The organism is Pseudophaeobacter sp. EL27, from assembly GCF_900313025.1.
In the GTDB taxonomy this organism is placed as follows: Bacteria; Pseudomonadota; Alphaproteobacteria; order Rhodobacterales; family Rhodobacteraceae; genus Pseudophaeobacter.
Genome location: NZ_OMPQ01000011.1, coordinates 303,735 through 322,097, shown reverse-complemented (window position 1 = coordinate 322,097; position 18,363 = coordinate 303,735). Strand labels below are relative to the sequence as shown.

Below are 18,363 nucleotides of genomic sequence, written 5' to 3'. Positions count from 1 at the left end.
TTGTGACTCATTTGCGTGCCCTATTCATTTTCCTGATCTCCACACTGTGGTTTACCCTGCCTGCAACCGCACAGAATGTTGCCTTTGGCGCTGTCAAAGCCGATCCTTCGCAACCGGTTGAAGTCACTTCCGACGCGCTGTCGGTCAATCAGGCAGATGGCTCGGCTGAATTCACTGGCAGCGTCTTGATTGTTCAGGGCGTGATGCGACTCTCGGCAGACAAGGTCCTGGTGATCTACCGGACCGATGCGGAAGGCAAGCGCGCAATCGAAAGGCTGGAGGCCACTGGAAGCGTCATCCTGGTCAGCGGCCCGGATGCAGCCGAAGCCCAGCGGGCAGAATATACCATCGACGAAGGCACCATCGTCATGACCGGTAATGTGCTGCTTAATCAGAGCGCAGGCACCCTGGCGTCGCAGCGGATGGTGGTCAACCTCACCACCGGGACAGCCAGCATGGCCGGGCGGGTCAAAACCATCCTGAACCCAAGCTCCAGTTCAAGCGATAATAACTGATGTCCCCAACACCCGATCTCAAACTGACTGAAGGCTCTTCGGGGCTGCGTATCGAAAAGCTGCGCAAAAGCTATCGCAAAAAGGTTGTGATCCGCGATGTCTCGATCTCGCTGGATCGCGGCGAAGTGGTGGCGCTGCTTGGACCAAATGGGTCCGGCAAGACCACCAGTTTTTACGCCATTGCCGGGCTGATCTTTCCAGAGGCCGGCACTGTCACCATTGATGGCCAGACTGTCACCAACCTGCCGATGTATCGGCGTGCCCGACTTGGCATCGGCTATCTGCCGCAGGAAATGTCGATTTTCCGCGGCCTTTCTGTCGAAGACAACATCATGGCGGTTCTGGATATCGCGGTGAAACACGGTCATCGCCGCCGCGAGAGGCTGGAAGAGCTGTTGTCGGATTTCTCTATCGAACATCTGCGCCGTGCGCCTGCCCTGGCGCTATCGGGCGGTGAGCGCCGCCGGGTTGAGATTGCCCGTTGCCTGGCTGCTGATCCAAAATATCTGTTGCTGGATGAACCCTTTGCCGGTGTTGACCCAATTTCGGTTGGCGATATTCGCCATCTGGTGGCCGATCTGAAAAAGCGCGGGATTGGCGTGTTGATCACCGATCACAACGTCCGCGAGACCCTCGAGATTGTGGACCGCGCCTATATCCTGCACGACGGTCAGGTCCTGATGTCCGGCAGCCCCGCTGAGGTTGTTGAAAACGAGAACGTGCGTCGTGTCTATCTGGGCGATAACTTCCGCATCTCTTAACCCCGGAACACCCCCTGGGCCTATGAATTTGAATTCAAAACCTGCCTTACATAGGCAGGTTTTCCTACAGCCATTTTTTGCCAAGCCAAGCGATTTCTAATCATCAATTTGCCGTAACTCCATTGACTCTCCCTCCAGATTGTCATCGAATTGAGACATGGCAAAAGTGCAGTACGAAGCAGTCCGACGCGTGGTCTTGGCAACAAGACCCGAAGGGTTGCAGCCCTGTCTTCAGCCTAATCCCCTGACCCAAAACTGACGACAGCTCTGCGGGCCCGGCCCGGAGGGTGTTTTGGGTGGAAATTTGTGAAGGAGATCACATGCGTTACAAAATCACCGGTAAACAGATCGACATTGGCGAAGCCCTGCAGACCCATGTTCAGACCGAGCTGGGGACTGTCGTCTCGAAATATGCAGAACGCCCGACGGATGCAAATGTCGTCTTTTCCAAGTCGGCCCATGAATATGTTTGCGAAGCCACTGTCCACCTTTCAACCGGGCTGACCGCCCAGGCCAAGGCGCATGCCACTGAAATCTATTCTGCTTTTGAGGCCTGCAACGAAAAACTGGAAAAACAGCTGCGCCGGTACAAGCGTCGATTGAAAGATCACCACCGCGATCGCAGCGAACCGGTTGAAATTCTCGGCGCCAGCTCCTATATCCTCGCCTCTGATGACGCGGAAACCGAAGCCGAGCCTGAAACGCTGCAGCCGATCATCGTTGCCGAGATGGAGACCAGGATTCAATCCCTCTCTGTTGGTGAGGCAGTGATGCAGATGGAGCTTGCAGGCGCCCCGGTGCTGGTGTTCCGCAATGAAAGCAAAAACGGGGTGAACGTGGTATACCGCCGGGAAGATGGCAACATTGGTTGGATCGACCCACAACAGGTATAGGCTGAGATAAGGCCGCGCCACGGCATCTGAACGGAGCAGGTGACCAATGCAGATTTCAAGCATCCTTAAGCCGGGCGCGGTCCGGGTTATCGGAGCCGTATCCAGCAAGAAGCGCCTGTTTCAGGAAATTGCCGAGGTGGCGCAGACCTCCTATGGGCTTTCCGCCCAGTCAACTGTTGAGGCTCTCCTGGACCGGGAGAGCCTTGGTCCTACAGGGGTTGGGCATGGTGTTGCCCTGCCCCATGCCCGGCTCGACGGGCTCGATATGGTGCGCGGGGTCTTTCTGATCCTGGAGAAACCCCTCGATTTTGATTCCGTTGACCGCCAGCCGGTGGACATAGCCTTTTCGCTTTTTGCGCCTGAAGACGCTGGTGTAGAACACCTGAAGGCACTGGCTCTGGTGTCGCGGACATTGCGAGAACAAAGTTTCTGCACCAAACTGCGTGCCAACCATGACCCGGCAACGCTGTTCACCATCCTGACCGAAGCGCAGCCGGTCCAAGCCGCCTAAAGCCTCTCGCGGGGTGGCAGGACAAGAATGCCACCTCTGCAGGCCCAAGCCCACGCGAGCACTTGCCACCAGACCCAAATGCTCCCGCCCGTCAGGGAATCTTTTGTCAAAGATCCCTTCCCGTTGGGCCTGGCATGAAAACTCCTATGGAGTTCTCATGCGCCCCCAAAAACCAAGGCCTCGCCAGACAACCCGTTCAGGCAACCATCCAACATTTTTGAAACACCAATCAGGGGCACCGTCATGTCACATGACGCTTGCGGTCCTACGGTTCAGCGCCGCACGTAGGGCGGCGCTCGGCCCAAGGCCGTTTTTGGTGTTTTGCAGCGCAAACACCAAACGGGGGCGGGAGCCCCCACCCTTGCCCTCGGCGCGGGTCCGTAATTTGGCATGCACGGCCTCTCGGCTTTTGGACCATGCAGATTGCCCTAGGCTCGCCAGGGAGCAAAGCCAAACATCACATAGTCACGCTGGTAAAGAGATGACACCTGCTTCTCCAGCTCAGCATCCCAAATCTCTTCCAAACGGTAGGGCTGATCCCCGGAGGCCGCCTCTGGCTGACCGGGGGCAGTACGCCCCAGCCGTCGTGCCAGGGCAGGCAGATCCTCCGCCAGCTCCTCCTCGCGCAGCACCAAATCCGGTGAACCCAATTCCGCAAACCCCGACAGAGCCTGCGACTGGCTGGCCCATTCCGCATCCACCCGCACCGAAGTTTGCCCGGCCAGATTGGCGCGCAAAAAGGTCAGGAATTGAGAAAACGCTTCCCGGTGATCTGCCAGGCTGTAGCTCTCATCCGGGCCATCTTTGGGGAGTGGTAGTTTGAACTGCCGTCGCAATGTCTCGCGAATGGCACCATAGTTGCCATTCCCCTTTTGCAGGATTCTGCGGCAAAAGACCGAATGCACCCGCGCAGCCGGATGCCGTAGCACCGTAAAGCTGCGAAACCCTGGATTGCCCCGCTTCCACTGACGCAGCTGTTTCTGGTTCATCTTTTGGATGAGTCCATCAGGTGAAACATTGTCGAGCCCAGCCATCCAGGCCGTCACCTGCGCCTCTGGCCCCCCTTTGATGGGCAGGTAGAGCAATGGTGTCACCACCCCAGCAACATAGCCCGGCACCGACGGCCCCCTGCGAGGTTCAAAATTGGGCGTGCGGCTCAGATTGAAGCGGTCCATCCCGGACAGGGCCTCTTCCATCACCCCAGGGTTTTCCACCTTCGATACAACCGGCGCCGGGTTTTGCCGTTTCAAACTGTCATCCAACGCCTCGAGCTGGGACTCGACCCCCAGCCACCGCGCCAACCCATTCATCACTTCCAGGTTCTGGAGATCCTCATAGGCCACATAAAAGGCAGTTTGGCCGGATTTCTGCAGCCGGTTTAACAGGGTGATCTGAAAGTCCTGCAATGCCTCCACGTGCTGCGAGAATTCAGCACTGTCAAACTGCGCCAAGGCTTCTTTGCGGCGCTTTACATTGGTCAGTTTCCACTGCCCCGTCGCCTTGGCAATTTTCCAGGACACATAGCTGTCCAGCGGATTTCTGGTGAGCACCACATTGGCGCAGCGCGGATCTTCCAGCGCCAGATCCATAACCCGCGGGTCATGGTCATGGAAATAGCGAAACCCGCCAAGTGCACCCGGTTCGGATTTGATCCGCGAGATCAGGCTGGCTGGGTTATCCTCGCGCATGCTCTGGGTGATCCCCAGGATATTATCCGAATTAGGATAGCCAATGAAATGCGGATTAAAAGCCTCGCCATGGCAGGTCAGCCCGTCAAAGGCATTGAGATTGGTTTCCAGAAAATTGGAGCCCGTCCGCATTTCGGCGAAGACGATGAAGTAATCAAAAGAAGAGGTCATAATTTATTTTCGCACCAGATAGGGTTTTCTGGGAGGTTTTGGCATGTTTACCGGCCCCTGCTCTACCGGGAAATCCCCCATCAGATAGGGATGCATGCCCTGGTTCTTAAGATTTTGCAGGAACTGCCCAAAGCCGTCGAGGTTCACCATCGTCGGCGCCTCGCTCAAATGGCGGGGCATCTGTGGGCCCAGCTCATCCAGAATGGTTTGCAAAGGCTCCATCGGCGCCTCGATGAATTCGGCCATGGTCCAGATCCGCACCCGCGCTTTGGTTTCCTGATCGCGCAGCTGGTTCAGGTATTTGGCTTCAACCTGTTGCAGCCGGGCGGCCGCGCGGCGCAGCTCGGTGAAATTCTGGTTGGAGCGGAACAGTGGCACCGCCCAGGCACCGCTGATCACCGAGATCTGCGCATTGGGATCGCGAGCCAGAACCTTGCAGATTTTCTGGTTATCACCTGGCCCAAACTGAAAACACTGCCGCTCACCACGGGTATTCCAGATCAGATTGGTCAAAAAGCTCTGCACGTTATAATCGCGCATCTTGGCGCTATCGCTCAATGCGCCATTGATCATCGCGCCACCGCCGGACAGCTCGGCCCGCTCTGGCGCAAAAAGATGCCCATGCACCCGGGCCCCGGTGATCCGTGTGAGCCAGCTCTCAAAGTCTTCAAACAGCTCGGTAAAGCCGTGAAACACCGAATAGGGGTTGGAGGTGACACTGTTGACAGACCAGCGCCCCGGAAAACGGCTCTGCATATAGAGCCCCGGGCGACCACGGGTGCGCCGCTCCACCGCCTTGGCAAAAATACGGTCAATTTTGCCGGGGTTGGGTTCGGTCTTTTTCATCGCCCCGGCGCTATCGGTCAAAAAGGCCTGATACAGCCGGTCCGCGCGTGGCCAGATCTTGCGGGCGACAAAACAATCCGAGCGGCGCAGCAGCTGTAGATGGTCATCATAAAAGATATGCGGTTTGCCCTGAAAATCGAACTTGGACAGCGTCAGCGAACGGCTTTCAATATTGGTGGAATATTGCCGCGCCAACGTCTGGTAATAGCTCTCATCCGGAATCCAGACCTTTTGGAAATAGCTATCATAGGTCGGGCGTTCGGGGTCTTCCAGAATGGCTGACAGGGTTTGCCGAGTCAGACACCACCATTGGCTGCCCATATGCGGGACCAACCCAGCCGGGATACGCCGACGCATGCCCAGACGGCGTTGCAGATCAACGTAGCGGTCAAACAGATAGCGGTGCCTTTTCCAGGAGAAGGGAAAACGCAGGGTGAAACGTTCAAAATCCAAGCCCCCAACGATCCAGGGTACATCCGCCGTGGTGGCGCTTTCGATGAAATCAGTGCGCGGGCGGGCCGCCAGATAATCCACCAGCTCGTCAACCGGGCGTAGCGGCAGGCAGGACCCAGAGGACAGGTAGACGTGACGCACCTCCTGAAATTCTTTCAGCATCAGCATCGAGGCCGATTGCGAGGCGGCAACGATGCCCCAGGTACCCCATTCGCAGCGATGCCTTTTGCTGAACTTGATGAGCGGGTCCTGCGCCAGGCTTTGGCGGAAATTGCGAAAAGTGGCGCCATCAACATTCTTGTCCACATGCAGCACCACAGGACAGCCGCTCGCAGTCCAGTGACGCGCCACCTCGGCGGCACGGTCCAGCGCCGTATGCACCAGCATGATGATCCCAACGGTGCTCATGCCCAGTTACCCTTGGACATTAGACCGAGGATCTCCAGCTGGCGCCAGTTGATATATTTCTCGCTCCATTTGCACCAAAGCTCGGGCTGTTGTTCCAGACCTTCGGCATAGGCCTTATACTCGCGTGAATTGGCATAGTGCTCGCTACGCGCCAGCTCCTCTGCGGCTTTGGCACCCAGGGTATCGAGAAATTTGGTATGCAGCAGCGCGCCACTGGCCTTTTCACCGCCATCGGTCTCGTAGACCTGGTTCAACCCGCGTGGCAGCAGGGAATGGGTCGAGCTGACAAAGGCATAGCGGCGATCCCATTTCACCAATGGGATCTTGTTTAGGGCTGGGGCCTTTTTGGGCTCATCCGCAAAAAACACCCGCGCGCGTGGCCCACCCTGGATCCAGAGATTACCATACAGGTGGTTCTTGCTAATCGAATAATTGCCGCTGTCGAACCAGTTGGCGATCTCCAGCGGGTTTTGCCCGGCCTGGTAGGGTGCATCATTCAAACGACCCTTGGGATAGGTATCAACCAACATCGCCGAGAAGCTGCGGATGGCAGAGTTATCCAACCAATCCGTTAGTGCCTGAATTGGGCGGGTATCACAGAACGGGTAGATAAAGAACTCATCCGGATCGACCACCAACACCCAATGCCCATGCGCATATTTGCGCTTGAGGTAGTTCATCCAGTCAATGCCAAAATGGGAGCGCCGATAACTGGCATGGGTCTGCCACAGCGAGACATCGGCCATTCCGCTCAAATACCGGGTGGTGTCATCCACCGAGCCATTGTCGACAAAGAGGAAGTGATTGACCCCCAGTTTGCGGTAGTATTCGAGAAAATAGGGCAGTCGGATCTGCTCATTCCGCATGGTTGACACCAGCAGAACATCACTGGGGCGAATGCGATTGGTATTGTCCTGTAGGGTGCGCAGCTCTCTCGACTTTCGCACGGCACGGATCAAGTGCCGTTTTCGCCGTAGCCGCATGCGATATGACTGCCAGATCTTCAAAAATTTGTCCCTACGATATCCATTACCTGTTACCGCACCCGCTTAGTATAGCTTTTCAGCGCTTAATATGGCGTTTCAATGGTAAGAGACGACACGAGATATTGTTTCTGTTTTCAGGACAATAAAGACTGCGAGTCACGAGGTAAACAGATTGTTTCCGCAGCCAATCCCAGCTCCGATCCAGATATTCCAGTTCCGATATGGCCTGATCTGGATCACCCGTTTCAAGCTACAGAGACGCTCACGTCCAGTCACCCTGTGTCATCAGACCAAGAGCCTCAAGCTGCTGCCAGCCCTTGTAGCGAACCGATTCTGCGCCCCAAAGATCCGGAGCTGCTATCAGATTGTCATAGTATTGCGTGTAACGCTCGACATGGGTGAAATGTTGCTGCCGCTGTTTTTCCTCAGCGGACTTGTCGATCACCTCCGCCAGAAACTTACTATGCAACAAAACCCCCGTTGGCAGCCCAAGCCGGTGATCAAACGCCTGGTTCAACACCTGCGGCAAAGCAATATGGGTGGAGCTTACATAGGCATATCGGCGATTCCACCGCACCAGCGGAATCTTGTGAAGATGTGGTGACTGTTCTGGGTTATCTCTAAAAAACAGTCTTTTACGTACACCACCTCGGATCGAAACATTGCGATATCGCTGTTGATACTCCCAGGTATAGCCTTCGCCATCAAACCAGCTGAGCAACTCGAATGGATCCGTGCCTTCCTCATAGGGCACGGCGCCAATGGACCCTTTGGGATACATATCCAGCATGACCGCAGCAAAAGCCTTTGCGCCACGCTGATCCAGCCACCCCGTAAGGTCTTTAAGGTTACGCTGATCAGCATGGGGGAAAGTCAGGATCTCATCGGCATCTACGGTCAGGCACCAATGCCCATGACCATAGCGCATCAACAGCCAACCGGCCCAATCGACGCCAAAACGGCTTTCACGATAGCTGGCCTTGGTTTGCCAAACCGAAACATCCTCCTGCTCTTCCAGCAAAGCGGCCGTGCCATCGTTACTGTCATTGTCCACAATCAAAAAATGCGAGACGCCCAGATCCCGATAATATTGCAGAAAATACGGTAACCGCGCCCTCTCATTGCGCAGGACGGCCACCACGAGAATATCATCGGCCCCAATCCTGTCACTGCGATCAGCCAGGACCTTTAGCTGGTGGCGAGATCGCAAGCAGCGCCACAACAGGCGCCGCCGACGTATGCGCATCTGGTACTTTGCGCCCCAACCCTGCAATCCCCAGGCTGCTGTATGGGCCTCGCGCGTCACCTCACGCCTCGTAGTGGCCTGTCTGATGCCATTTCCAGGCATCAGCGATCATGGTGTCGAGATCAGAGCGCTTTGGCGACCAGCCAAGATCAGTGATGGCGCGGGTCGATCCCGAAACCAGTTTGGTGCAATCCCCAGCCCGGCGCGGACCAGTGTTGCAGGGCACGGGCCGACCCGTGACAGCGGCGCCTCGGTCCATGACCTCTCGTACGGAAAAACCGGATCCGGTGCCCAGGTTGAACACCTGACTGCCCTTGCCCTGTTCCAGCCAGTTCAACCCCAGCACATGGGCATCGACCAGATCACAGACATGCACATAGTCGCGGATACAAGTCCCATCCGGGGTGTCGTAATCGGTTCCAAAAATCGTTAGCGCGTCGCGTTTGCCGTCGATGGCATCCAGCACCAACGGCACCAGATGGGTTTCGGGGCGGTGGAATTCCCCCACCTCAGCCTCGGGGTCCGCCCCGGCCACGTTGAAATAGCGAAAGATCACCGAGCGCAGCCCATATGCGGCGCCAAAATCCTTCAGAATATCCTCAACCGCGCGTTTGGAGGCGCCATAGGCGTTCAGCGGCAGCTGTGGCGTGTTTTCATCAAGCACCACATTGTCATGCTCGCCATAGGTGGCGCAGGTGGAGGAGAATACAAAGTCCAGACATTCCGCAGCCACCGCCGCCTCAATCAGGTTCAGCGAACCTCCAGTGTTATTGGCCCAGTAACGCCCCGGTTCGCTCATCGCTTCGCCAACCTGGCTCAGGGCAGCAAAATGCATCACCGCAACGGGCCTATGCTTGGCAAAGACCTCATCCAGCCGGGCGCGATCCTGCAGATCGCCCTGTTCAAAAGGACCAAATTTTACTGCATCTTTCCAGCCTGTTACCAGATTATCAAAGGTCACAGGGGTGTAGTCCGCCGCTTTCAGCGCCTTACAGGCATGTGATCCGATATATCCGGCACCGCCGGTCACAAGAACAGTCTTCACGTCGATAATGCCTTTCAAAGGTCATATAGATCAGTCGTGACCCCGCCCCTGGGGCAGGGCCATGGCGGGCATTACTCCGCGGTATTTTCGATCTGGGTGACCTTTTGCAGATGCTGCATCAGATCGTCGCGCAGCTCGGGGCGCGATAGGGCAAAGGAGACCGTCGCCTGCAGGAACCCCGCCTTGGAGCCGCAGTCATAGCGCTCGCCCTTGAAGCGGAACCCATGGGTCGGCACCTCGGCCGCGATATCCTCGGCGATGGCATCGGTGAGCTGGATCTCTCCACCGGCCCCCGATTTCATCTGGTTGAGATTGCGCAGCACTGAGGGCGACAGGATATAGCGGCCAATCACCGCCAGGTTTGAGGGCGCCTTGGCCGGGTCAGGCTTTTCCACCATGCCGCGCGCCGCCACCACCGCGCCGGAGGTTGCGGCGCCGGGCACCGGGTCCAGCACCCCGTAAGAGGCGGTCTGCTCGGGGGCGATTTCCATGGTAGCGACCATATTGCCGCCGATCTCCTCATAGGTCTCGACCATCTGCTGCAGGCAGGGGGTCTCGGCGGCGATGACATCATCGGGCAGGATCACCGCAAAGGGTTCATTGGCGATTAGGCGCCGCGCGCACCAAACCGCATGGCCCAGGCCCAGGGCGCGATGCTGGCGGATATAGGCGATGGCGCCGCTGTCCATATTGGTGTCCTTAAGGATCTCCAACAGCGCATCCTTGCCCTTCTTGCGCAGCTCCTGCTCCAGCACAGGCGAGTGGTCAAAGTAATCCTCCAGGGCGCCCTTGCCCCGCGAGGTGACAAAGATGAATTCCTTGATGCCGGCAGCGCGGGCCTCATCGATGGCATATTGCACCAGCGGGCGGTCCACCAGGGTCATGATTTCCTTGGGCACCGATTTGGTCGCAGGCAGAAAACGCGTGCCAAGACCCGCAACCGGGAAAATCGCTTTTGTTACTTTTTTACGCATCGGATTTCTCACTCATCTACGTCAAGGGCCATTTTATCTCGCGCAAAGGCAGTCAGCTGACCAGCCAATGTGTCAGCCACCCATCTATCCTGCTTGGGTGCGACCTATCTGAAGGCATCAAGGGGATGCCCCTCCACGGAATACTCTAATTAAACATCACACTGGTTTCATGACCTAGCGCAACTCCGTCACCAAGATCATAAAAAAGTGGGAGGAACGGCTAGGGGAAATTTGTCTAGTTCTTTCCCATCTTAACCATCATCGCCTCAATACGCGCCACATCTTCGGGATTGTTCAGCTCCCAGAACTCCCGGCCACGCGCCTCCACCTCAACACAGAGGATCTTGCGGTTGTTTTCCAGGAAGCGCAGCTGCTCCAACCCCTCGAGTTGCTCCAATGGGCCAACGGGCCAGCTGGGATAGTCGGCCAGCGCATCGGGCCGATAGGCATAGACCCCAACGTGGTGAAAGACCGGTGTCAGCCCGTCCCCCTCAAAGCGTTCCGCGCAAAAAGGAATGACTTCTTTGGAGAAGTAAAGCCCACTGTGATCCTGGCCAAAAACTGCCGTGGTGCCGCCAACGCGCCCCTCTGCACGATCCTTCAGCAGGCTGTTGAGTGTATCGCCATCACATTGCAGCACCGGGGTCGCCAGCCCCATTTCAGGAGCGGCGCGCAGCCCTGCCACCAGATCCTCAACGAACCAATGCGGCGTCAGCGGCGCGTCGCCCTGTAGGTTCACCACCACCTCATAGCCACCGCCCAGCGCCGCATGGGCCTCGGCACAGCGTTCGGTGCCATTGGCGCAGCTCTGCGAGGTCATCACCACCTCGGCTCCAAAGCCTCGGGCGGCGGCCTGGATACGATCGTCATCGGTTGCCACAACCACGCGATCAACGCCCTGAACCGCGCAGGCCGCGCGCCAGGATCGTTCAATCAGTGTGAGCTTGTCCCCATTGGCCCCGGTGAGCTCTACCAGGGGTTTGCCAGGATAGCGGGTGGAGGCATAGCGGGCAGGAATGACGATCAGAACGGACATCAGGCTTCCTTCAACTCAACATCAGGTGCAGTGGCAATAAAGAAAGGGTTGGCATAGTCTTCCTTGCCATAGAGCAGCGGCGAATGGTCGTCAAAGCGAACCACCTTGCCCCCGGCACCAGACAGAACCGCATGCCCTGCGGCAGTGTCCCACTCCATGGTGCGGCCAACGCGGGGATAGATATCGGCCTCGCCGGTTGCCACCAGACAGAACTTCAGCGAGGAGCCTGCGCTTTTGCTGTCTTTGACGTTGTACTTGTTGATGTAGTCCTCGGTCGCCTGGTCGCGGTGCGATTTGGAGGCCACAACCATCAGCGCGGCATTGTCGCTTTGCGCAACACGGATCGGGTTGGTCTCACCAATCACTGCGGGGTCAAAGGCGCCGGTTTCTTCTACAGCGCTGCCATCTGCCAGGGTAAAGAACATGCGGTTCTTTGCCGGCGCATAGACCACCCCCCGGGTTGGCGCGCCCTTTTCGACCAGCGCGATATTCACCGTAAAATCGCCACGGCGATGGATGAATTCCTTGGTGCCATCCAGCGGGTCGACGATCAGGAAGGTATCGCCGCGTGTCTTATGCGAGTCAGATTGCTCTTCGGTGACCAGCATCAGATCAGGAAAGGCGCTGCGCAGACCGGCCGAGATCAGAGCATCCGCAGCCTCATCCGCAGCCGTCACCGGGCTGTCGTCAGACTTCACCTTCACCTCAAATTCGTCGGAATTGTAGATTTCCATGATCTTGGCGCCGGCTTCGATCGCCAGACGGCGGATTACCGGAATAAGCTCTTCATAGGTCACAGGGACGCTCCCACCCAGAAAGGGTTAATTGAAAATTTGCCTCCGCCCCCTTATGCTGCCTCGCAGATGGATCATCAAGAAGTCCATTGGATTATCGGTCCGCTCTTTTGGCCCCCAGCATAGATCGCAGGCAAAATGTTTCAGATCCGCACGAAAAAGACATGGTTCTCCAACGTCGTCTCCCTGTTTGAGGTGGTGTTTCACTCTGTCGTGCGCAGCGTGCGTTCAAAACACAATAATGCGCTTATCGCTCTGGCGATGAATATCATGCAGGCGGTGATGTTTGTTGCCGTTTTCTACTTTATGTTCTCTATTCTTGGCATGCGCGGCTCCGCCATCCGGGGCGATTTCCTGCTCTATGTGATGTCGGGCATTTTTCTGTTTTTGACCCATACCAAAACCGTTGGCGCCGTTGCAGGTGCCGAGGGCCCCGCCAGCCCGATGATGCAGCATGCCCCAATGAACACCATGGTGGCGATTCTCTCGGCAGCGCTTGGTTCGCTTTATATCCAGACGGTGTCCCTGTTTCTGATCCTGTTTGTCTACCATGTGGCCTTTACCCCACTGGAGATCGAACAGCCCATTCAGGCCTATGGCATGATCTTGCTGTCCTGGGTCACTGGCGCCGCTGTTGGATTGGTGTTTCTGGTGCTCAAACCCTGGGCGCCCGGCGTGGTGGGGATCATGACCACCATCTATCAGCGGGCCAATATGATTGCCTCGGGCAAGATGTTCCTGGCCAATACCCTGCCCAGCTTTCTGTTGGCGATGTTTGACTGGAACCCGCTGTTTCACTGCATCGACCAGGCACGTGGTTTTGTTTTCATCAACTACAACCCGCATTACAGCAACTGGGAATACGCCGCCTGGGTGGCGTTGACCCTGGTGATGATCGGGTTGATGGGCGAATTCTATACCCGGCGTCATGTCTCGATCAGCTGGAACGCGCGCCGCTAAGAGCGCGCTTACCTAAATCACAACTCAGGTCACCACCCGCAGCGTCAGGTTTATGCGCCCGCCCTTGGGCAACAATCGCGAGGATTGGAACCTGATCCTATCCACCCCGTGATAGGCAAGCCGCGCCTCGCCCCCCATCACCACCACATCGCCAGAATTGAGCCAGATGGTATCCGTCTTACCACCACGACGGTTGCCGCCTATGCGGAACATGCCATCATCGCCCAGACTAATCGACACCACGGGAAAAGAGAAATCCGCCTCGTCCTTGTCCTGGTGCAGGCCCATTTTGGCACCCTCCCCATAGTAGTTCAGCAAGCAGCAATCCGGTTGCCGCTGCAAGCCGGTGACATCGCGCCAAAGATCCAGGATGGCTTCGGGGATAGCCGGCCAGTCAAAGCCCTTTGGATGGTGATCTGAATAGCGATAGCCCATTTCATCCGAATACCAGCCAAACGCCCCGGCAGAGGTCATGCGGACCGACATTTTGCCGCCCCCCGGCACAGTGGGGGAAAACAGTGGCGCCGAGCGCAAAACCGGGCGCAGTGTCTCGATCAGACTGCGCTGAACCTCCGGATCCAAATAGCCCTTGTGGATTTCAAATCCACGCAAACGCAACATGCTCATGCCGATTATTCCATTCTTAACTACATCACATGCAAAAAAGCGCACTGAATCGCAATTCTCGGTGCGTTCTGGCGCTTGCAGGGTCAATTTCTGCTCCCTATATACGCCGTGACGCAGTGAGGTGCAGACCCCGCTGCAACAAAATCGGGGCCTGGATGCCACAACGGGTTCAGGCCGCGGGTAATCGCCTTAGTAAGTAAAGGGATCAAAATGAGCAAAGTTATCGGGATTGACCTCGGAACAACCAACTCCTGTATCGCCATCATGGATGGCTCGCAGCCGCGCGTTGTTGAAAACGCCGAAGGCGCACGGACGACACCTTCGATCGTTGCCTTCACCGATGATGAGCGTTTGGTTGGCCAGGCCGCCAAGCGTCAGGCCGTCACCAACCCAGACAACACCGTCTTTGGCGTCAAACGCCTGATCGGTCGTCGGTTCGACGATGCCGACCTGGCAAAAGACAAAAAGAACCTGCCGTTTGAACTGGTCAGCGGCGGCAATGGCGATGCATGGGTCAAAGCCAAGGATGAGACCTACTCTCCTTCGCAGATCTCCGCCTTTATTCTCGGCAAGATGAAAGAAACCGCAGAGTCTTACCTGGGTGAAGATGTCACTCAGGCAGTGATCACGGTTCCTGCCTATTTCAACGACGCCCAGCGTCAGGCCACCAAAGATGCCGGCAAAATCGCTGGCCTCGAAGTGCTGCGCATCATCAACGAGCCAACAGCCGCTGCCCTGGCCTATGGTCTCGACAAGGAAGAAACCCAGACCATCGCGGTTTATGACCTTGGTGGTGGTACTTTTGATGTGACCATCCTGGAAATCGACGACGGTCTGTTTGAGGTGAAATCCACCAACGGCGATACCTTCCTCGGCGGTGAAGACTTTGACATGCGCATCGTCAACTACCTGGCGGGCGAGTTCAAAAAAGAACACGGCGTTGATCTGACCAAAGACAAGATGGCCCTGCAGCGTCTGAAAGAAGCCGCTGAAAAAGCCAAGATCGAACTGTCGTCTTCCAGCCAGACCGAAATCAACCAGCCCTTCATCTCGATGGATCCCTCCTCGGGCCAGCCACTGCACATGGTTATCAAAATGACCCGTGCCAAGCTGGAAAGCCTGGTCAACGACCTGATCAAAGCCTCGATGAAGCCCTGCGCTGCCGCTCTGAAAGACGCCGGCCTCTCCGCTTCCGACATCGACGAAGTCGTTCTGGTTGGTGGTATGACCCGGATGCCAAAAGTGATCGAAGAGGTCACCAAATTCTTTGGCAAAGAGCCCCACAAGGGTGTGAACCCTGACGAAGTGGTTGCCATGGGTGCCGCCATTCAGGCCGGTGTTCTGCAGGGTGACGTCAAAGACGTTGTTCTGCTCGACGTGACACCTCTGTCGCTGGGCATCGAAACTCTGGGCGGTGTCTTCACCCGTCTGATCGACCGCAACACCACCATCCCGACCAAAAAGTCTCAGGTCTTCTCGACCGCCGAAGACAACCAGTCGGCCGTGACCATCCGGGTTTTCCAGGGTGAGCGCGAAATGGCTGCGGACAACAAGATGCTAGGCCAATTCAACCTCGAAGAGATCCCACCAGCGCCACGCGGCCTGCCCCAGATCGAAGTGACCTTTGACATCGACGCCAACGGCATCGTTTCAGTTTCGGCCAAGGACAAAGGCACCGGCAAAGAGCAGGTCATCACCATCCAGGCGTCTGGTGGTCTGTCCGACGCCGATATCGACCAGATGGTCAAGGACGCAGAAGACAACGCCGAGGCGGATAAAGAGCGTCGCGAGCTGATCGAAGCCCGCAACCAGGCCGAAAGCCTGATCCACTCGACCGAAAAGCACGTTGAAGAGCATGGCGACAAGGTGGATCCTTCCACTGTTGAAGCTATTGAGCTGGCTCTGGCCGCGCTGCGCGACGATCTGGAAGGCGACAGCGCCAATGCCGAAAAGATCAAGGCAGGCATCCAGAACGTCACCGAGGCCTCCATGCGCCTGGGCGAAGCCATCTACAAGGCGGCTCAGGATGAGGCAGGCGACGAGCCAACTGCGGCAGATGCCGATGCGGCCCCAGGCGATGACGACATCGTTGATGCCGAATTCGAAGATCTGGACGGCGACAAGCGCTAAGATCTGAACTCTTGGCCGCAACGAGCCGGTCCGATCACGGACCGGCTCGTTGTCGTTGAGGCAGCAGGGGTAAACCGATGTCGAAACGTGACTATTACGAGACTCTCGGAGTGGCCAAGGGTGCCAGCGCCGATGAAATCAAAAAGGGCTTTCGCAAGAAGGCCAAAGAATTGCATCCCGATCGCAACAGCGACAACCCGGATGCTGAGGCACAGTTCAAAGAGGCCAATGAGGCCTATGAAGTTCTGAAAGACGCTGAGAAAAAGGCCGCCTATGACCGCTTTGGTCATGCTGCCTTTGAAAACGGCATGGGGGGTGGCGGTGGCCAGCGCGGCGGGCATCCCGGCGGCGGTGACTTCTCCTCGGCCTTCTCCGATGTCTTTGACGACCTGTTTGGCGACTTCATGGGTGGCCGTGGCCAGGCCGGTGGCGGACGTCAGCGCGCCTCTCGTGGGGCCGATCTGCGTTACAATCTGCGGGTCTCCCTCGAAGAGGCCTTCGCGGGCCTGCACAAGACCATCAAGGTGCCCACCTCGGTCTCCTGTACCGCCTGTGAGGGCACGGGTGCAGAGGGCGGCGTAGAACCCACCACCTGCCCGACCTGTTCCGGCATGGGAAAGGTACGCGCGCAACAGGGTTTCTTTACCGTGGAACGCAGCTGCCCGACCTGTTCCGGTCTGGGGCAGATCATCAAGAACCCCTGTAAGGTCTGCCATGGACATGGCCGGATCGAGAAGGACCGCTCCCTGTCGGTGAATATCCCGGCAGGCGTCGAGACCGGCACCCGTATTCGCCTGGCTGGCGAAGGCGAGGCAGGCCTGCGCGGTGGTCCTCCGGGTGATCTCTACATCTTTGTCGAGGTGGCACCGCATGATCTGTTCGAGCGCGACGGCAACAATCTTTATTGCCGGGTACCCGTTTCCATGGCCAAGGCCGCGCTGGGTGGCGCTATTGAGGTGCCCACCATCGACGGTGGCCGTGGCCGCGTACAGATCCCCGAGGGCAGCCAGTCCGGTCGCCAGATGCGTTTGCGCAGCAAGGGCATGCCTGCCCTGCGTGGTGGCGGTGTTGGCGATATGTTCATCGAACTGGCGGTGGAAACACCGGTCAACCTGACAAGCCGTCAAAAAGAAATCCTGCGCGAATTTGAGGACCTGTCGGAAGACAATACCAACCCAGAATCCCGCAGCTTCTTTTCCTCAGTAAAAGGCTTCTGGGACGGTATGAAGGGGTGAGCAAGCGAAACGCTCCGGGGGAGCGTTTCGCTTGCTCACGGGCGGCGCCCAGGCAGATTCTGCCCAGCGCATCCTGAGTTTGGCACACCAAGCTTCCGGCCTGCCGCTCCAACCAAAACACCACCAATAAAAGCGTCCCTTACGGGGCGCTTTTCTTTTGCGCTGCCACCTCCCCCGCCTAGCCTTCCTTTGGCCGCAGAATGGGGAAGGAAGCAAATGGCACGCAACAAGGCCGGGGGAGACACCACCACCCTGCCGCTGTTCCCAAACGAGGCGCTGGCGCAGGAAGAACCTGTACCCACAACGCTCAACAGCGGCCGTTTGCCCTCTTACATCAAGGACCACCGTTCACGCCTGCGGCGGCGGTTTCGTGAGGGCGGTGCGGCAGCGATGCCGGACTACGAATTGCTGGAACTGGTGATGTTTCGCTCATTGCCACGGCAGGATGTCAAACCCCTGGCGCATCAGCTGCTCAAACAGTTTGGTGATTTTGCCCGCGTCGTCAGTGCGCGCCCCGAACGGCTGGCCCAGGTTAAAGGTGTCGGCGAAGCTCTGATCACCGATCTCAAGGTGCTGGAGGCCGCAGCCCAGCGGATGGCCCGCGCCCGGGTGATGCAGCGTCAGGTGATCTCCAGCTGGGACGCTTTGCTGGACTATTGCCACACCGCCATGGCCCATCGCAGCACGGAGCACTTCCGGGTACTGTTTCTGGACCGCAAGAACTGCCTGATCGCGGATGAGGAACAGGCCCGCGGCACTGTGGATCATGTGCCGGTCTACCCGCGTGAGGTGGCCAAACGGGCGCTGGATCTGGACGCCAGCGCGCTCATTCTGGTGCATAATCACCCCTCGGGCGATCCCTCTCCCTCGGACAGTGATATCGACATGACGGCCCGGATCAATCAGGCGCTGACCCCCCTCGGCATCCTGCTGCATGATCATCTGATCATTGGCAGCGCCACTGAGCTGAGCTTCAAAACCGAAGGTCTGCTCTGATCCACCACAGCTGCATCAGAACGCAACCGCGCCGCGCCAGCGGCGCCGCGCCCAAAGCGCTTTGACTCATCTGTGATGAGACCAAAAG

The 18,363-nt window shown here is 57.5% G+C and carries 17 protein-coding genes; 8 read left to right on the top strand and 9 right to left on the bottom strand.

Features of this window, described 5'->3' with window-relative positions; all coding sequences use genetic code 11:
* Positions 1-2: 2 nt before the first annotated feature.
* The 4 genes from ED661_RS13950 (at position 3) to ED661_RS13935 (ending at position 2,680) form a co-directional block, all read left to right on the top strand.
* Positions 3-515 carry an LptA/OstA family protein gene (locus ED661_RS13950; protein ID WP_122074523.1) on the top strand — a complete coding sequence of 171 codons (513 nt, stop codon included), beginning with the start codon at positions 3-5 and terminating at the stop codon, positions 513-515.
* Positions 515-1,276 (top strand): LPS export ABC transporter ATP-binding protein, encoded by a 762-nt coding sequence (gene lptB, locus ED661_RS13945; RefSeq protein ID WP_122074522.1) that lies wholly within the window; start codon positions 515-517, stop codon positions 1,274-1,276. Before ED661_RS13950 ends, lptB begins: the two co-directional genes overlap by 1 nt.
* Before the next feature lie 320 nt (positions 1,277-1,596).
* Complete coding sequence (gene hpf / locus ED661_RS13940) at positions 1,597-2,169, top strand: ribosome hibernation-promoting factor, HPF/YfiA family (RefSeq protein ID WP_122074521.1); 573 nt, start codon at positions 1,597-1,599, stop codon at positions 2,167-2,169.
* A 46-nt stretch (positions 2,170-2,215) separates the two neighbouring features.
* A complete protein-coding gene (locus tag ED661_RS13935; protein WP_122074520.1) occupies positions 2,216-2,680 on the top strand; it encodes a PTS sugar transporter subunit IIA in 465 nt (154 codons plus the stop codon).
* Positions 2,681-3,108: 428 nt separating this feature from the next.
* Here the strand turns inward: ED661_RS13935 and ED661_RS13930 are convergent, their stop codons facing one another.
* The 8 genes from ED661_RS13930 to cysQ all read right to left on the bottom strand — a co-directional run bounded on the left by ED661_RS13930 (position 3,109) and on the right by cysQ (position 12,330).
* On the bottom strand, positions 3,109-4,539 hold the full coding sequence (locus tag ED661_RS13930) for a sulfotransferase family 2 domain-containing protein (protein ID WP_122074519.1): 1,431 nt from the start codon (positions 4,537-4,539) through the stop codon (positions 3,109-3,111).
* 3 nt (positions 4,540-4,542) lie between these two features.
* Positions 4,543-6,246, bottom strand: a complete 1,704-nt coding sequence (locus tag ED661_RS13925) for a beta-1,6-N-acetylglucosaminyltransferase (protein ID WP_122074518.1) — start codon at positions 6,244-6,246, stop codon at positions 4,543-4,545.
* Entirely contained in the window at positions 6,243-7,229 is a 987-nt protein-coding gene (locus tag ED661_RS13920) for a glycosyltransferase family 2 protein (protein ID WP_122074517.1), read from the bottom strand. The genes ED661_RS13925 and ED661_RS13920 overlap by 4 nt, the downstream gene beginning before the upstream one ends.
* Positions 7,230-7,494: 265 nt before the next feature.
* On the bottom strand, positions 7,495-8,538 hold the full coding sequence (locus ED661_RS13915) for a glycosyltransferase family 2 protein (RefSeq protein WP_254054840.1): 1,044 nt from the start codon (positions 8,536-8,538) through the stop codon (positions 7,495-7,497).
* Position 8,539: 1 nt separating this feature from the next.
* Positions 8,540-9,523, bottom strand: a complete 984-nt coding sequence (gene galE / locus ED661_RS13910; protein ID WP_122074515.1) for a UDP-glucose 4-epimerase GalE — start codon at positions 9,521-9,523, stop codon at positions 8,540-8,542.
* A gap of 71 nt (positions 9,524-9,594) precedes the next feature.
* Positions 9,595-10,497: a UTP--glucose-1-phosphate uridylyltransferase gene (locus ED661_RS13905; protein WP_122074514.1), complete on the bottom strand. Its 903-nt coding sequence runs from the start codon at positions 10,495-10,497 to the stop codon at positions 9,595-9,597.
* A 235-nt stretch (positions 10,498-10,732) separates the two neighbouring features.
* A complete protein-coding gene (locus ED661_RS13900; RefSeq protein ID WP_122074513.1) occupies positions 10,733-11,533 on the bottom strand; it encodes a 3-deoxy-manno-octulosonate cytidylyltransferase in 801 nt (266 codons plus the stop codon).
* Positions 11,533-12,330 carry a 3'(2'),5'-bisphosphate nucleotidase CysQ gene (cysQ, locus tag ED661_RS13895; RefSeq protein WP_122074512.1) on the bottom strand — a complete coding sequence of 266 codons (798 nt, stop codon included), beginning with the start codon at positions 12,328-12,330 and terminating at the stop codon, positions 11,533-11,535. The genes ED661_RS13900 and cysQ overlap by 1 nt, the downstream gene beginning before the upstream one ends.
* Before the next feature lie 135 nt (positions 12,331-12,465).
* Here cysQ and ED661_RS13890 point away from each other — a divergent pair, with 135 nt between their 5' ends.
* Positions 12,466-13,287, top strand: coding sequence for an ABC transporter permease (locus ED661_RS13890; protein WP_122074511.1), 822 nt, complete (start codon positions 12,466-12,468; stop codon positions 13,285-13,287).
* 24 nt (positions 13,288-13,311) lie between these two features.
* Here the strand turns inward: ED661_RS13890 and ED661_RS13885 are convergent, their stop codons facing one another.
* Entirely contained in the window at positions 13,312-13,914 is a 603-nt protein-coding gene (locus ED661_RS13885; RefSeq protein WP_122074510.1) for an alpha-ketoglutarate-dependent dioxygenase AlkB, read from the bottom strand.
* Between the two features lie 210 nt (positions 13,915-14,124).
* On the opposite strand from ED661_RS13885, the gene dnaK reads away from it, so the two are divergent.
* The 3 genes from dnaK (at position 14,125) to radC (ending at position 18,275) form a co-directional block, all read left to right on the top strand.
* Entirely contained in the window at positions 14,125-16,044 is a 1,920-nt protein-coding gene (gene dnaK, locus ED661_RS13880; RefSeq protein ID WP_122074509.1) for a molecular chaperone DnaK, read from the top strand.
* Between the two features lie 77 nt (positions 16,045-16,121).
* The gene (dnaJ, locus tag ED661_RS13875; protein ID WP_122074508.1) at positions 16,122-17,279 is read left to right on the top strand and encodes a molecular chaperone DnaJ; all 1,158 of its coding nucleotides are present in this window, start codon (positions 16,122-16,124) and stop codon (positions 17,277-17,279) included.
* 216 nt (positions 17,280-17,495) lie between these two features.
* Entirely contained in the window at positions 17,496-18,275 is a 780-nt protein-coding gene (radC, locus tag ED661_RS13870; RefSeq protein WP_122074507.1) for a DNA repair protein RadC, read from the top strand.
* Positions 18,276-18,363 lie beyond the last annotated feature (88 nt).